The sequence below is a fragment of the Sorangium sp. So ce1014 genome, assembly GCF_051521505.1.
GTDB lineage: Bacteria > Myxococcota_A > Polyangia > Polyangiales > Polyangiaceae > Sorangium.
Genome location: NZ_CP150356.1, coordinates 9204838 through 9220381 on the forward strand (window position 1 = coordinate 9204838; position 15544 = coordinate 9220381).

Consider the following 15544-nt stretch of genomic DNA (forward strand, 5'->3'; position numbering starts at 1 on the left):
GTGGGCACGCCCGAGTGAGAGGCGCGGCTACTCCTGCGCCCCTCCGCCGCCTCTCTTGCGGATCGCGTTGCCGAGACCGGCCACGTAGTCCGCCTTGCCGAGATCGACCCCGTTGTGGCGAAGGATGGCGTACGCCGTGACCAGGTGAAAATAGAATTGCGGGATTGCCCAGTCCTTCAGGTAGGCGAGCCCCTTGAGCTCCAGCACCAGGTCGTCGCGCAGCGGGACGGAGATCTCCCGATCCTCCGCGCCCTCGAACGCGGCCGCGGGCGCCGCCTCGAGGCGAGCGATCGTCCTGGTGATCCGCGCCTTCAGCGCCTCCAGCGTCTCCTCGCCGGCGTCCAGAGGCGGCGCCTCCTTGCCCATCAGGCGCGCCGCGCAGTCCTCGGCGCCGTAACAGACGAATTGCACCTGGTTGAAGAGCGGGAACATGTCCGGCGCGAGGCGCCCGTTCACGAGCACGGCAGGGTCAAAGCCCTTCGCGCGCGCGTGCGCCTCCCCCTTGTCCAGGATGCCGAGCAGGTTGCGCAGCATCATCACCGACGAGTCGACCGCCATCGCGTGCATCGGAACCCTCATGAGACCCTCCGGGAGTGAGGGGCGTCTTCGCTCCTGCGAGGAGCCGCCCTGAGCGCCGATGACTACCTCAGAACCGTGCCCGCCGCGAGCCCGCCGCCCGAGGACGCGTGCGCGGAGCTGCTGAGGGGCGAGCAGGACGTCGAAGACCCGCTCGCCACCCCCTCGCCCGGTGCCCAGCCCTGCCCCGCGCGCCGGTCAGGGCCAGGTCAGGGCCGCCTGAAGCGCGCTGCTCCGCATCGGGCGCTACACGACGCTGCCCGGCCGGTACCAGTCGAAGTTGTTGTGGAACGGAAAGCTGTTGATCCCCACGCTGATGCTGACATCGAGCGCGCGGACATGGTGCCACCAGCCGACCGGGATGAAGAGCGCCTCGCCCGGATCGAGCACGACGTCCTTCACGAGCACCGGGCTCATCGGGTCCTGCTCCGGGTCCCGTTCGGCGTACATCGCGCGCGCGCCCTCGAACAGCGACGTCTCGAACGGCGCGATCATGCGGTATCGCTTCCTGCCGTACACCTGCCCGAAGAGGATGTTGGACGTGTCGTAATGCAGCGGCGTGACGGTCCCGGCGGGGCCGAGCCACAGCGCCGAGCTGCCGAGGAGCCGCTGCGCGGCGCAGTACCCGTCCGGGAGCACCACGTCGTTCAGCAGCGAGCCCAGCCTCGTCCGCTCGAGGACACGGTTGTTGGCGACCATGTAGAAGTCGTTCGTCTCCGTGCGCGCGGCCTCGATGCGCGCGACGAAGTCGCGCAGCGACGTGCTCTGCGTGTGCCGCGCCGCGTGCATGTCGTAGTCGGGATCGCTCTGGCGCCCCGTCGTGACATCGACCACGACGTCGCCGAACGCCTCGGCGAGATAGGCCGGCGTCCACCGGCCAAACGCGGGCCAGCGCGTCACCACGTCGGTCAGGATGACCGGGAGGTTCCCGGCGACATAGACGTCGCGGAACTCCGCGGCTGACACGCCGGAGCGCCGCGGGATCCCCGTCGGATCGAGGGCGTTCGACGCCATCCTCTGCTTCAGCCGCACCAGCATCTCTTGCTGCCGCGCCGACCGGGCAAAGGGCCGGGCAGCGAGGAAGATGGGCGAACGGACGATCGTCGAGAGCAGCTCCCTTGCCTGCGCGCTGTTCACGCCCGCTGCCTCAAGCTGCTCCGACACCACGCTTTCCGACACGCCACGAAGCAGGTTCTCCGTGGCCCAGCGCCACCACTCGGGCGCAACTTCCAGCTCGCGTTCACGTTCGCCCATCTTCCACCTCACGAGATCAACGGATGCACCGGCGCGCCCCTCGAACACCTCACTCGCACGGCGGCGGCATCGGCGGCGGCATCGGCGGGATGATCTCGCCCTCCTCCCCGTCCAGCGGCGGCGGCATCGGCGGGATGATCTCGCCCTCCTCCCCGTCCAGCGGCGGCGGCATCGGCGGGATGATCTCGCCCTCCTCCCCGTCCAGCGGCGGCGGCATCGGCGGGATGATCTCGCCCTCGTCGCCGCACGGCGGAGGCGGGGGCATCGGCGGGATGATCTCGCCCCCCTCCCCGTCCGGCGGCGGCATCGGCGGGATGATCTCGCCCTCGTCGCCGCACGGCGGCGGCATCGGCGGCGGCATCGGCGGCGGCATCGGCGGGATGGCTTCGCCCCCCTCCCCGTCCGGCGGCGGCATCGGTGGGATGATCTCGCCCTCGTCGTCGAGAGGAGGATGCATCGGCGGGATCACCGTCGTGCCGCCACAGCCCTCGTCAGGCTGAGGCTCGGTGGTGGGCTGATCACCCTGATTCCCATCCTCGACGCCGGGCGCACCACAGGCAACCACGAAGACGGCAGCAGCCGCAGCGGCAGCGCGGGATACCCCCCGAACCAGGGCCGCCGTCCGAGGCGGGGGCGTGGGCCGCGGCGATAACAAGGATGCATCGTCCGAAAGAAAGAACCGTGACATGAACACCTCCGCTTCTGCATCGTGCACGACATGTGCCATCCCATCGGCGCCAGAAATCCCTGGATTTCATGTCGTTTGTGGGTGTGACCCGAAGTCCCCGTCCCCCGTGGCCCAGAGTGGCTCACGCTTCGTGGCTCAGGCTCAGCGCAGGGCCCGCGCGAGCGCGGCGTCGTCGACCTCCTCCTCGGCGGCGTGCTCCAGCGCCGTGCGGAGCGCGTCGTCGGCCGTGGCGTCGGCGGCGACGCGGATGCGGTCCCGCGCCTCGGGGTAGCCGGCGATGCGCAGCAGGAGCGCCGCGCCGATCCGGCGATCCGGCGGGGAGTCGGCGTCGTCGAGGGTGTGGAGCACGTCCTCGGGGTTCAGGGTCGTGGCGCGGTAGTCGCCGGCGGCCATCAGCTTGCGGAGCTCGTCGCGCCACGCCGCGAGGTCGCGGCCGCGCCGCTCCAGCGCCGCGGCGCCGCGCGGCGCCGCGCTGCCGACCGCGGACGCGTGCGCCTCACGGATGCGCTGCGCGAGCGACTCGGTCAGGTCTTCCCCCGTCCCGAGCACGACCGCGGCCCCGCTGCGCCCGTGAGAGAGGAGGAGCCGATCGCCGCGCGTCTGGACCGCGGTGAGGTCGGTGTAAGGCAGCCAGACGCTCGCGAACGGCCGCTCGACGCGCACGCCGTCGCTGCCCACCACGACCCGGGTGCGCCGAACGGCGCGGCGGAAGAGCCAGGTAGACCCCAGGGTGAGGGCCAGCCACGCCACGACCAGCGCGGCGTGGCTGAAGAGCGGCCTGGAGATCGCCCCGCTCGCGAAGAGCCACAGGGCCATGAAGACCGGCATGCCCACGCAGCTGGCCGCGAGCTCGCGGTTGACGCCGCCCAGCGAGACGGCGACGCGCCGCTCCGCGGGGCCGATCCCGAGCGCCGCGAGCAGGCGCGCGCCCTCCCGCTCCCGCGCGACCTGCACCTCGAGCACCCGCCCCCTGCGCAGGTGGAGATCGACCCGTACGCGCAGCGCGGACACGACCAGGCCCGAGCGGATCTCGGCGCGCGGGACCGAACGCTCCACGGCGCCGAAGGTGAGGCGCAGCCCGTCCTCCCCGGCGACCACGCGCACCGGACGCTTCCGGCCGAAGGCGGTGGTGCTGAGCAAGGCGCTCACCAGGGCGAGGCAGAAGGCGATGGGCACGCCGAGCAGGATCGATACGAGCGCACTGAGCGCGAATCGATCGAGGCTCGAATCGCCCAGCATCTGGGCGAGGACGACGGCGATCGTGCTGACGACGAAAGGCACCACGATCGGGAGCAGCGCGAGCCCCCCGATGACGCGGCCCAGGCCCTCGTAACGCCGCGCGACGCGCCGGCTCGTGAGCTCGAAGGAGGGCCGGAACGCGGGCGGCACCGACACGATCTCCGGATCAGCTCGACCTGGAGGGATCGCCGACGCCCGCGCACGAGCTCCAGCGCGCCGCGCGACCGCGCCCGGCGCAGAGGGCTTGTCTCCACGCGGGCGCGCGCATCGCCGCCTCGTCCTCACGCCCGCAGCGACGCTGGCGCGGTCCACTCCTCCGGTTGTGCCTGACATGCGCGGGGTTCACTGGTAGAGTCGCACGCATCGCTTGGGCCATTCTGCGCCCTTTGTTGAGGAGATCTCCAGTATGTCCTTATCGGCTCGTTCCTTTGCCTTCTTTGCTGCGCTCACGCTTGCGTCCGCGGCCGCGTGCGGCGGCGAATCCGACTCCGGAGGCGGCGGCTCCGGCGGCTCCGGCGGTGACGCCGCGGGCCCCGGGAGCACGTCCGCCGGCGCCGGCGCGGCCGGCGGCGGCGTCAGCGGCAGCGGCGTCACAAGCGGCAGCGCCACAAACGGCAGCGCCACAAACGGCAGCGCCACAAGCGGCAGCGTCACAAGCGGCACGGGCAGCGCCGCGACGGGGACCGGCGGCGGCGACACGACGACCAGCACGTCGACCGGCAGCACGGGTTCCGATGCGTGCAGCATTTTCTGCTCCGACTTCGAGGGAGGCTCGCTGCCTTCCGAGCTCCAGTTCTTCCCCGTGCACCTGCGCGCCAGCGCGGCCGACTACGTCAAGCTGGACAGCACGGCTCACAGCGGTGCGAGCTCGGTCAAGGTCTCGGGGACGGACTTCAGCCAGATGCTCGGCGTCCCCGTGCCGACCACGTTCTGGGGCAGGGTCTACCTCAGGAGCGATACAGACATCCAGATGGGCCACAACACCTATGTCGCGGCGACGACCGCCGACGGCGATCCCAACAACGGCGAGGCCATCCGCATCGGCGAGCACCAGTGTCAGCTCGAGCTGAACCGCAAGTCCGACGACGCCGAGAAGCTCTCGAACGGCGGGATGTACTCGTGCACCGGCGGCGTGAAGCTCGTCGCGAACACCTGGTACTGCCTCGAGTTCTACTACGACGGGCCGGGCAGGGAGGTGCGCGTGTTCGTGGACGACAAGGAGGTCGACGCGATGCACGTCACGGACTGGGGGCCGTACGACTACAAGCTCTTCAAGTTCGGATTCGAGAAGTACCACGGCCAGAACAAGACGATGTGGTACGACGATCTCGCGCTCGGGGCGGGGCGCGCCGGCTGCGGCCCGTGACGGTCGCGCCGCGGGGGTGACGCTGGCCGGGGGCGCGCGCTGCGGCGGCGCCCCCGTCAGCCGCCCGGCCGCGCGCTGGCCCCGGGAGAGCGCGAACAGCACATCACGCGCACGGCGATGGTCATGCCCTCGACGAAGGCCTCGCGCGTCCCGGCGCTGTGCTTCAGCCCGCGCGCCGAAGCGTGCAGCGTGGCCGCAAGCTGGCGCCCCGTGATCCCCAGCGGCCGGTAGACGGCCACGAGCCCGGCGGCGCGCAGGGCCCTCGTCACGGCCTCGATGAACTGCCCCTCGCGCTGCGCGATCATGGGGCCGACGAGCTCGTCCGAGGCGGCCGACAGGTCGGCGGCGCCGGGACCGAGCGCGCCGACGAACCGGCCGACCCACGCGTCGAACGCGCCGACAAGCCGCCTCTCCAGGGATAGCTCCGCGTCGCCGAGCGCGGCCGTCACGGCCGCGAGCGCGCCGTCGAGGAAGTGCTCCACCGACGCGCGAAACAGCTCCTCCTTCGTGGCGAAGTGGAGGTAGAGCCCCTGCCGCGAGACGCCCGCGGCGCGGGCGATCTCGTCCATCGAGGCCTTCCGGAAGCCGAAGCGCAGGAACACCGTCAGCGCCGCGTCCATCAGCCGGCGGCGGCGCGCGTCCTCGGCGGGTCTGTCGGTGGAGCTCGCTCCGCTCACGGGTGACGATTTTGACAACGATAGGTCAATCTGTCAATGCTCGCTTCTTGACAGCTTGTACCGGGCTCGTCACGCTCGTCGAGTGCGGCAGTCCGACCCCCCGGCCGATCGCGCTCCCGAGCCAGGCGGCGCCCCGCCTGCGGCCGTCGCCCCTGTCTCGCCGCCGCCCGACCTCGCCGGCGCCGGTCGCCGGGGGAAGATCGGCGCCGTGGCGGCGGTGGTCGCGCTCCTCGTCGTCGCGCAGCGCGCCGGCCTGTTCGAGACGTTCGGTGAGCCCGCGCGGATCAAGCTGGCGCTCGTCGAGCTCGGGCCGTGGGGGTACGTCGCGTTCGTGGCGGCGTATGCTGCGCTCCAGCCGTTCGGCGTGCCGGGCACGGTGTTCATCCTGGCGGCGCCGCTCATCTGGCCGTGGCCGGTGGCGTTCGCGCTCTCCATGGCGGGCACCATGGCGGCGAGCGTCGTGGGCTTCTCGTTCGCGCGCTTCGTGGCGCGCGACTGGATATCGCGGCGGGTGCCGGCGCGCTTCCGCGCCTACGACGAGGCGCTGGAGAAGCGGGCCTTGTTCACGGTGTTCATGCTCCGCCTCATCTTCTGGATGCCGCCCATGCTCCACGCCTTCTTCGGCGTCTCCAGGGTGCGCTTCTGGACCCATTTCTGGGGCTCGCTGGCCGGGTACATCCTGCCCCTGCTGGCGACCGCCTATTTCGGTCAGAAGGTCTTCGACTTCCTGCGCAACGCGCCCCCCGCGGTGTGGGCCGGCATGGGCGCGATGACGGTCGCCCTCCTGGTGGTGCTCTTTCGGGTCGCCCGCCGCCCCCGGCAGGAGATCAGCCGGCCCACCCCGGCGCGCCCGAGCCGCCCTGCTGAAGCCCGCGACTGACGCAGCGAGAACCGCGCCGCCCAGTGACCGATTTGCGGTGGCACGAGGCGACCGGTCGATGTCACCCTCGGCGCGCCGTCGTCGCGCGTTCGCGTCCATGGGCTCGACGCCACCGATGCGTGGCAGAAGAACCCGTCCGGATCATGGTATGGATGGACAGGGTAGCGCAGCCATGAAACGGGGGAGCAGGGAGAGCCGGTGATGGTTCAGGGTAGCCGGGGCAGTGAAGTCGAGTCGCCGGAGCCGTCGGGCAGCCCACCAGGCGGCTCGGTCCAGGGAGCTCGCGTGGCCGGACGACACGCCACGGGAGCAGGTGCCGGCGGCTCGACGCGCGATGCGGGTCGCCTCGCCGAGCCACCCCAGCGCGGAAAAGGCGCCCGTAAAGCGGCCGGTGCTCATACCGTCGGCGTCATCACCCCCTATCTCGACGGCTCGTTCTGGAACCCGGTCCTGAAGGGCATCCACGAGGCAGCGCAGCAGCACGGTTGTCGGACGCTGGTGATGCGCGGCACGCCCGCCGCGCTCCAGGCCCCCTCGCTCGCCAGAGAACTGGTCGATGGCTGGATCGTCGTGATCGGGGTGGACGGCATCGAGCAGCTCGCTGCCGAGCGGATCCCGCTCGTCGTCGTCGGCACCCATGTCCACCAGGGCAACTGCCCATCCGTGATTCCGGACAACCACAGCGGAATCCGGAGCGCGGTGCGCCATCTGATCGAGCACGGGCACCGGCGCATCGCGTTCGTTGGCTGCTTCCACGAGTCCGATGTGCGCGTGCGCTTCGAAGCTTACCGAGTGACGCTCGCCGAGGCGGGGATACCGTTCGATCCCGCGCTGGTCATCCGGAGCGACGACAACTGGTATACCGGAGGCGAGAACGCCGCTCCGCAGCTCCTGGCGCAGCGGCATGCGTGCACGGCGGCGGTCTTCGGGACGGACAAGAATGCGCTCGGGATGATACCCTTGCTGAAGGCGGCGGGCGTCCGTATCCCCGAGGAGCTGGCGATCGTCGGCTTCGACGATGTGCCGGAGGCGCAAGCCGTCGATCCGCCGCTGACCACCGTACGCCAGCGGTTCGAGATGATGGGGAGCGCCGCGTGCGATCTCGTCGTCTCGATGCTCGCCGGCGAGACCGCCCCGCCCGACCTCGTGCTCACGCCGAACACCTTGATCCAGCGGCTCTCGTGCGGATGCGACGTGATCCGGAGCTTGCTCGACGAGGACGCGGCGTCCAGGGACGGCGCCGGCGGCGACCTCGACCGGCGGATGGTCGAGCTGCTCCTCGCGCCCGAGCGCCTCGCGCCCAGCACGTCGCCCGCCGCCGTATGGCCAGGGGTCGCCCTGGTGCTCGAAGCGTATTCGGCGGCGCTCGAGGGCGCCGCGCCCCCTCCGGCGAAGGAGCTGGAGCGCGCTTATCTGCAGGCCGTCAGCATCGCGCCCGACATGGGCACCTCGATGGCGATCGTCCGCCTGCTCCGCCGGTCCCACGAGCGGCGTCGCGAGCGGCTGGGTGGAGATGCGGCGTCCGCGCAGCGGGTCGAAGCGTTCCTGGACAGCGCGCACCTCTCGCTCGCTCGGGCTCGGCTCAACGTCGAGACAGACGCCGTGACGCAGCTCGGGAAACTCGTGAGGTCCAACTATGACGTGGGCCTCGCGCTGCTCAGCGGCTCCCAGCAAGAATCCCTCTCGCTCTCATGGCTTGCAAAGACCGCCGCGCTCTGGGGCTGCCTTGCGCTCCGGGAGGACGCGACGACGCTCGTCGTCGCCGGCGCCTACAGCCGCGATGGCAGCGCGACGCCGCCGATCGGCGGCCGCTATCGGCTGGAGGCGTTTCCTCCTGTGGATCGACTGCCGCCCTTGGCCACGAGCGGTGCGCTCATGATGATCCTCCTGCCGATCCGCACCGCCCAGCGCGACTGGGGGATCCTGGCGCTCATGGGGCCGACCCTCCGCGAGCTGGCCGGCGACGAGGGAACGCTCGGGGTCTGGGCGTCGCTGCTCGCCGCCGCCCTCGAGCGCAACGAGCTCGTCCAGTCGCTCTCGGCGAAGAACGCGGAGCTGCAGGGCGCCTACGCGATGGAGCGCACGCTCTCGGAGACGGTGCGTGATCTCGGCTGCCCGCTCATCCCGCTCCTGCCCGGCGTGCTGCTCGTGCCGCTGATCGGCGCGATCGACCGGGGCCGCGCCCTCCAGGTGCTCACGGCCGTGGCCGAGGGGGTGGGCCGGCATGAGGCGCGCTTCGTGCTGCTCGAGCTCACCGGCGTGCCCGCCGTGGACGCCCAGGTCGCCCACGCGCTGGGCCAGACCAGCCGCGCGGTCGCCCTGCTCGGCGCGCGCGTCATCCTGGTCGGCCTGCGCCCCGAGATCGCCAGGAGCCTCGTGGACGTGGAGCTCGGCGATCTGTCCACGTACTCGTCCCTGGCGGCAGCCCTTCACGAGCTGACGACAGGAGGTCTTCGCCCAGCCGGCGCGAAGCGCGGCGCAGCGCGCATCGCCTGATGGCCGTGGCGAGAGGGGGCCTGGACGTGCCTGGGGTCGGCGTCGCGCCGCGCCTGGCCGCGCGCCGCTCAGGGGATCACCTGTAGAAGCCGACGTCGTCGATGTAGACGTCAAAATCCTCGCCCTGCGCGAACCGGAACTCGATCACGTAGAGCCCTGCGACGTCGACGGCCTCGGCGGTGGGCTCGGCGCCCGTGCCGTCGCGCGTGAGCTCCTCGAAGGGGATCACGATCGGGGCCCACTCCGTGCCGAGGCGCGCGGTGTAGAACCAGTGGTCGAAGCACTTCTTGGCCTCGTCCTCTCCCGATTCATCGCAGATCCCGCCCGCGGGCTCCGAGACCTTGTCCGAGAGGTTGACCTTCATGGTGGTCACCGCGCCGGCGTCGCCGAGCTTGGCCCAGAACACGATACCTGTGTACGCCGACGCGTCGTAGGCGAAGAGCCCCATGTCCGGGCCGTTCAGCGCGAAGCCGACCCCGGCGCCCCACATCGTGAAGCCGGACCCGGACGTGTGCATCGCCCTCGTGCTCTGGCCGCGCGGCGGCGTGAGCGCCTCCGGGATGAACCCGGCGGGCATCTCCTCCGTGTGGACCGGGGGAGTCTGCGTGCCCGTCCCATCATTGTAGCTGTACCAGTAGCCGACCCTGCCACCCGCCTCATCGATGGCGCCATCGCCGTCTTCCATGTCGTCGATCCACTCGACGTCCGTGGGCACGACCCCCTCGCCCCCGCCCGCCCCCGCCCCCGCGCCGCCCGAGGCCGAGGCCGACGACAGACCGCCCGTCGCGCCCGACGTGCCGCCCGCTCCCTCCACCAGGTGGTAGCTGTCGTCCAGCCCCGCGAGCGCGGTGCACCCGCCGGCTGTGAGCGTCCACGCCGCCCAGATCCATGCTGCGCGCCTCTTCGCCATGTCTTCTCCTACCACCGCCGCGCGGGCGCGGTCCACGGCCGCGCGGGCCCACCGGCGGCGCGGCGTCAGGCGATCGGGCTGTGCGGAGGGAGCGCGGCGGAGGGGGAATGAGACCCCGGTCCGTGGGAGCCCCGCAGCTGTGGAGTGAAGGTCGGCCGTCAGCAGAGCGGCGGGGCAACGTGGAAACGAAGCTCGTTCACGCCCAACCCGAGCTGCTGGCGGCGCCCAGGATCGCGCTCACGCCGTAGACCTGGCCGCCGTACGTCTTGAACATGTGCATGTCGGTGTTCCCCATGAACATGGTGAACCCGACCCCGATGCCTGTCTCGACGTCGGCGAAGATGAGACGAGGCCGTCACGACGTGCCGTGTCGTTCGTTTCGTTCGTCCCAGGAGGCTTAAGGAGAAGGAGCTCCAGACGCCTCGGTGACGTCGAGCTCCAGGCGCGGACGCTGACCGCTCATCGTCCGCGCGGGCGGCATGCACTCAAGGACATGCGGCGGACCTATCCAATCGACTCGAGTCGACGTGTTCTCCTCATCGCCTTGCCGGAGCGAATCCTCCTGATCACGGCGTCACTCGCGCCGTCGTGTTGCACCGTGATTCATTGCGCGCAGCAGGGCGGCTGCTACTGTGTCGCAAATCACTTCACACAAGGAAAACTTCAGTGGGAAAAATTCAGCATTGGTACGCGCTCTTGGGGACCCTCGCGGCGAGCGCGATGGCGGTGTCGATCGCGGGGGCTGACCACGGCACACCCGGTGGAAGTGGCGGCGTCTACGTGCCGCCCGCGCCGGAGCCCGTGCCCCCGCAGCACGGCAAGTACTGGAAGGTGGCCAGCGCCTTCGCGCACGAGGTGTGGCTCGTCGATCAGTCGGACAGCCCCGGCGCGAGCTTCGGCGGCCGGATCTTCATTTACGACGACCAGCAGGTCCGGCGCAACGCCGCCACGGCCGTGCCCGAGGTGATCGACCTGGCCGACGCGACCGCCAGCTTGTGCATGGCCCAGACGGGCGTGAACCCCGTGCGCCCGCACATGCTGGTCTTCAACGACCAAAACTCCCACGCGGTGCTGTCCTTTGTGGCGTCGGGCCACGTCGTGTTCTTTGACGCGGTGACCCGGGCGCCGCTCGCCTGCTTCCGCACCGAGGTCGGCGCGGGCGGCGCGCGCCAGGCCCACGCGGTCTGGCCGGCGCCGGACGACAGCTACGTGCTCGTCGCCAATCAGAACGGCAAGAAGTTCGAGCGCATCAACACGAACTTCGCCACCAACACCTTCACGCAGGACCCGGCCGCGACCCTGAACCTGGCCACCTGCACGACGCCTAACGGGCTGCCCTGTCAGGACGCGCTGCTGCGCCCCGACAACGCGCCGATCTGCCCGTTCGTTCCGCAGAGCGGCTACCCCGCGTACGTGTCGCTGCGCGGCGGCGGCATGCTCGCCATCGATCCGTTCACCACGCCCATGAGCATCGTCGCCGAATATGATGCCGAGCATATCCCGCGGGACGGCTGCGGCTTCATGCAGGCCAAGGGCTTCGTGTTCGGCAACGGCGGCGGCGGTAACCCCGCGAACCCGGACGGGTGGTTTCTCTGGCGCTTGCCGGAAGCCGGGCCCGACGTGTACGACCCCTTGAACCCGGTCAACACCCCCGAGCCGCTCATCCTCTCGCACGACACGAGCAAACCTCGCGACGCTCACGGCGTGGCCCGCTCCGGCAATGAAAAGTACGTGTATTTCTTCGATCGCGCCGCCAACGTGGTCGAGATCTACCGGGCGGCCACCGGCGCGTACGTGAAGACCGAGAGCCTGATCTCGCCCTTCTCGAGCGACCCCACGCCCGATCTGGCCGGTGAAGCCCCCGACGGCAAGTACGTGTACCTCTCGCTGCGCGGCCCGAACCCACTCTCGGGCGATCCGCACGCCTCGACCGGCTCCACGCCGGGGCTGCTCGTCATCGAGCTGCTGAACCACGGGCGGGACATGGCGGTGCGCGGGCTCGCTCCGATCAGCAACATCGACGCGGGCGGGGTTCAGCGCGCCGATGGTCACGGCATCCGCGTCCGCCGCATCCACTGACGAGTCGCCGCCCCCGCCCCTCTCACGCCCTCACCGGGCCAGCCCGCGCCGCCTCACTCGTCGATGACCGCGTGGACGATCCCGTCGAAGAACTCCGCGTTCCCGACCGCGTCGAGCATCCCGTTCCACCCGATCTCGTCGAACGGATTCGGCAGGCCGTGGTTGGTCAAGAGGATCCCGAACAGCTCGCGGCGGCGGTCGATCCACATGAAGGTCCCCGTGCCGCCCGCCTTCCCGTAAGAGCCCCTCGATAGGCGCATCCCGCCGTTGGAGAAGCGGCGCGTCGCGAGCTCCCAGCCGTAGCCCTTGGGCGTCGACAGGAGGTTCGCTATCGGGGACACGTCGGTCTCCGCCGCCGTGACCTGGGGCGTCTGGTCGGTCACCATCGCCGCGGCGGCCTGGGGGCTCAGGATGCGGGCGCGGCCGTAGCGGCCGCCGTTCAGGATCATCTGGCAGAAGACCGCCATGTCGATCGCCGTCGAGAAGACCCCGTCGCAGCCGACGATGCCGCCGAGCACGTAGTCCTGCTCGTCCTGCACCTCGCCGCGGACCATCCGGCCCCGGATCTCGGAGTAGCCCGTGGCCGCGGTCCGCGGGATCAGCGCCGCCGACGGGTTGAAGGTCGTGTCGCACATGCCGAGCGGACCCCAGATACGCTCCTTCGCGAAGGTGTCGAGATCCACGCCGGCGGCGGCCTCGATCACCCGCCCGAGGAGGCGGTAGGTGAGATCGCTGTAGAGCACCTGCGTGCCGGGCACGTAGTCGAGCGGCGCCTCGGCCATGCTCCGCCAGACGTGCTCGCAGTCCGGATCGTCCTGGAACGGGACGTCCATCGGCAGGCCGGCCGCGTACCGGAGCATGTCCCGCACCCGGATGGCGTGCTTGCCGTTGGCCGCGAAGTCCGGCACGAAGTCGGCGACCCGATCGTTCAGCCGCAGGACGCCGTCCTGCACGAGGATCAGCGCCGACGTGGCCGTCGCCAGGACCTTCGTGATCGAGAGCAGGTCGAACAGCGTGTCGAGCGTGACCGGCTCGTCCTCGCCGCGGACCCGGGTGCCGAACGCCCGGTGCCCCACGATCTTCCCCTGCCGCGCGATCAGGGCGACCGCGCCCGGGAAGAGGCCGTCCTTCACCCGGCGCTCGATGCGCGCGAAGACGTCCTCGATGCGCTCCGAGCTCATGCCCGCGCGCTCGGGACGCCCGGGGACGAGCTCGCCGTAGCTCGGCGCGTGCGTCGGCGGGTGCGTCGGCGCGTGCGTCGGCGCGTGCGCCTCGGCGACCCCGGTCGACAGGATCGACGGCGCGAACGCAGCCACCGCCGCCGTGTGGCCCAGCCCCTGAAGAAGACGCCTGCGATTCAAAGGTCCATGCTCAATGCACATGATCGCTCCTGATCCGTGAGGTGACGAGCCGCGATCCGCGGGAGGCGCTCCGCGCCGCTGCGGAGGCCGCCTGGAGGCTCTCCGCGCGCTGTCGATCAGGTCGCCGTCGCCGTCCTCAGCGGTCGCAGAGCAGAGAGCAGGACGCGTGCCGGGCGGCGGACCCAGCAATTTGCGGCGCCGCCGCGCGTCCGCTCCCGGCGACCGGCGCGCCGATCGTGCATCCGCCTGCACGATCCGGACGAACTGCATGGATTTGCATGATTCGTGCAAACCGGCGCGCGGCGCCGCGTAGGATGTGCTCGTGGACGAAGGCTTTCCCGGCAGCGATGCGCGGGGCTCCTGCACGCCCCTGCGGCTCGCGATCGTGGCGGGCAGCACGATCGCCTTCGCCCCCTTGCCGCCCCGCGGCTGCGTCGTCCTCGGCCGCGACGAGGGGTGCGACGTGCGCATCGACGATCGCTCGGTCTCGCGCCGGCACGCCGTCCTCCACGTCGGGCCCCCGCTCCGGATCGAGGATCTCGGGAGCGCCAACGGCACCTTCGTCGGCGAGCCGCAGCTCCCGGCGCTGACGGCGCGGACCCACCGCCTGCGGCGCCTCTCGCGCGACAGCGCCGAGATCGGCATCGGCGAGCGCTTCAACCTCGGCGCGACGACGATCGTGGTCGGCCGCGCGCCCGCGGAAGCAGCCACGGAGCCCGATTGCTGCCACGTGCCCGCCGGCGTCGTTGTGCGGGCGCCGGCGATGCTGGGGTTGTACGAGCAGGCGGCCCGCGCCGCGCGGAGCCTCATCAGCGTGCTCATTCTGGGCGAGACGGGGGTGGGCAAGGAGGTGCTCGCCCGGACGCTGCACGCGCGCTCGCCGCGGGCCAGCGGCCCGTACGTCGAGCTGAACTGCGCCGCGCTGCCGCCGTCGCTCCTCGAGAGCGAGCTCTTCGGCCACGAGAAGAGCGCCTTCACGGGCGCCACCCAGGCGCGCCCGGGCCTCCTCGAGTCGGCCCACGGCGGCACGCTCTTCCTGGACGAGATCGGCGAGCTGCCGCTCGCCTTCCAGGCGAAGCTGCTCCGCGTCCTCGAGGACCGGAAGGTGCTCCGCATCGGAGGCCGCGCGCCCCGCCGGATCGACCTCCGCTTCGTGGCGGCGACAAACCGCGATATCGAGGCGGAGATCGCCCGCGGCGCCTTCCGGCAGGATCTCTATTTCCGGCTGAACGGCATCTCGCTCGTCGTCCCGCCGCTGCGCGAGCGGGTCTCCGAGATCGGCCCGCTCGCCGTGAGGTTCCTCGAGGAGGCGTGCCGGCAGCTGGAGCAGCGCAGCGCGCCCCGCATCTCGCCGGAGGCGCTGGCCGTCCTCGAGGCGTATTTCTGGCCGGGGAACGTGCGCGAGCTGCGCAACGTGATCGAGCGCGCGGCGGTCCTGTGCGCGGGGGACTCGGTCGAGCCCGTGGATCTGCCGCCGCACCTGGCGTATGGCCCCGCGCCGCCGCTGAGCGGCTCGGCGTCGCTGCCGTCGAGAGGCTCCACGCCGCCGCCGAGCGGCTCGCCGCCGCTGCCGTCGAGAGGCTCCACGCCGCCGCCGAGCGGACCCGCGCCGCCGTCGTCGAGAGGCTCCACGCCGCCGCCGAGCGGACCCGCGCCGCCGCCGTCGAGAGGCTCCACGCCGCCGCCGGCCAGCGACGCCACCCCGGCGCGCTGGGGGCCGGAGGGCGAGACCGCCGAGGGCACCGGGCCTCCGGCAGAGGCCGCCGCGCCGCCGCCGGGCGCCGACGCCATGGCGAGGCTCCGGCTCGAGATGAAGGCCGTCGACCGCCAGCGCGTCCTCGAGGCGCTCGAGCAGTCGGCGGGCAACCAGACCCGCGCCGCGAAGCTCCTCGGCATCTCGCTGCGCACGCTGATCAACCGCATCGACGCGTATGGCATCCCGCGGCCGCGGAAGCGGCCGCCCTGAGCGCTCACGAGCGACCGGGCGCATGCTGCGCTTTGGGTACGAGTTGAAGGAC

12 protein-coding genes are annotated in these 15544 nt (G+C 71.4%); 5 read left to right on the top strand and 7 right to left on the bottom strand.

What is annotated here, in order from left to right; genetic code table 11:
* Positions 1-27 precede the first annotated feature (27 nt).
* The 4 genes from WME75_RS34865 to WME75_RS34880 all read right to left on the bottom strand — a co-directional run bounded on the left by WME75_RS34865 (position 28) and on the right by WME75_RS34880 (position 3913).
* Complete coding sequence (locus WME75_RS34865) at positions 28-579, bottom strand: DUF1993 domain-containing protein (protein WP_437479995.1); 552 nt, start codon at positions 577-579, stop codon at positions 28-30.
* Positions 580-822: 243 nt separating this feature from the next.
* Positions 823-1740 (bottom strand): cupin-like domain-containing protein, encoded by a 918-nt coding sequence (locus WME75_RS34870; RefSeq protein WP_437479998.1) that lies wholly within the window; start codon positions 1738-1740, stop codon positions 823-825.
* 139 nt (positions 1741-1879) lie between these two features.
* Positions 1880-2287 carry a hypothetical protein gene (locus tag WME75_RS34875; RefSeq protein ID WP_437480000.1) on the bottom strand — a complete coding sequence of 136 codons (408 nt, stop codon included), beginning with the start codon at positions 2285-2287 and terminating at the stop codon, positions 1880-1882.
* A 372-nt stretch (positions 2288-2659) separates the two neighbouring features.
* Positions 2660-3913 (bottom strand): hypothetical protein, encoded by a 1254-nt coding sequence (locus WME75_RS34880; RefSeq protein WP_437480002.1) that lies wholly within the window; start codon positions 3911-3913, stop codon positions 2660-2662.
* Between the two features lie 250 nt (positions 3914-4163).
* Between WME75_RS34880 and WME75_RS34885 the strand changes: the two genes are divergently transcribed.
* Positions 4164-5123 (top strand): hypothetical protein, encoded by a 960-nt coding sequence (locus tag WME75_RS34885; RefSeq protein WP_437480004.1) that lies wholly within the window; start codon positions 4164-4166, stop codon positions 5121-5123.
* A gap of 56 nt (positions 5124-5179) precedes the next feature.
* On the opposite strand, the gene WME75_RS34890 is transcribed toward WME75_RS34885, so the two are convergent.
* Positions 5180-5800, bottom strand: coding sequence for a TetR/AcrR family transcriptional regulator (locus WME75_RS34890; RefSeq protein ID WP_437480007.1), 621 nt, complete (start codon positions 5798-5800; stop codon positions 5180-5182).
* Positions 5801-5882: 82 nt separating this feature from the next.
* On the opposite strand from WME75_RS34890, the gene WME75_RS34895 reads away from it, so the two are divergent.
* Both WME75_RS34895 and WME75_RS34900 read left to right on the top strand, forming a co-directional pair.
* The gene (locus tag WME75_RS34895; RefSeq protein ID WP_437480010.1) at positions 5883-6680 is read left to right on the top strand and encodes a TVP38/TMEM64 family protein; all 798 of its coding nucleotides are present in this window, start codon (positions 5883-5885) and stop codon (positions 6678-6680) included.
* 285 nt (positions 6681-6965) lie between these two features.
* Positions 6966-9176 (top strand): substrate-binding domain-containing protein, encoded by a 2211-nt coding sequence (locus WME75_RS34900; protein ID WP_437480013.1) that lies wholly within the window; start codon positions 6966-6968, stop codon positions 9174-9176.
* Positions 9177-9252: 76 nt separating this feature from the next.
* Here the strand turns inward: WME75_RS34900 and WME75_RS34905 are convergent, their stop codons facing one another.
* On the bottom strand, positions 9253-10086 hold the full coding sequence (locus WME75_RS34905) for a hypothetical protein (RefSeq protein ID WP_437480015.1): 834 nt from the start codon (positions 10084-10086) through the stop codon (positions 9253-9255).
* Between the two features lie 666 nt (positions 10087-10752).
* Here WME75_RS34905 and WME75_RS34910 point away from each other — a divergent pair.
* Positions 10753-12165 carry a hypothetical protein gene (locus WME75_RS34910; RefSeq protein ID WP_437480018.1) on the top strand — a complete coding sequence of 471 codons (1413 nt, stop codon included), beginning with the start codon at positions 10753-10755 and terminating at the stop codon, positions 12163-12165.
* Positions 12166-12218: 53 nt separating this feature from the next.
* On the opposite strand, the gene WME75_RS34915 is transcribed toward WME75_RS34910, so the two are convergent.
* On the bottom strand, positions 12219-13526 hold the full coding sequence (locus WME75_RS34915; RefSeq protein ID WP_437480020.1) for a serine hydrolase domain-containing protein: 1308 nt from the start codon (positions 13524-13526) through the stop codon (positions 12219-12221).
* 322 nt (positions 13527-13848) lie between these two features.
* Here WME75_RS34915 and WME75_RS34920 point away from each other — a divergent pair, with 322 nt between their 5' ends.
* Positions 13849-15492: a sigma 54-interacting transcriptional regulator gene (locus WME75_RS34920; protein ID WP_437480023.1), complete on the top strand. Its 1644-nt coding sequence runs from the start codon at positions 13849-13851 to the stop codon at positions 15490-15492.
* Positions 15493-15544 lie beyond the last annotated feature (52 nt).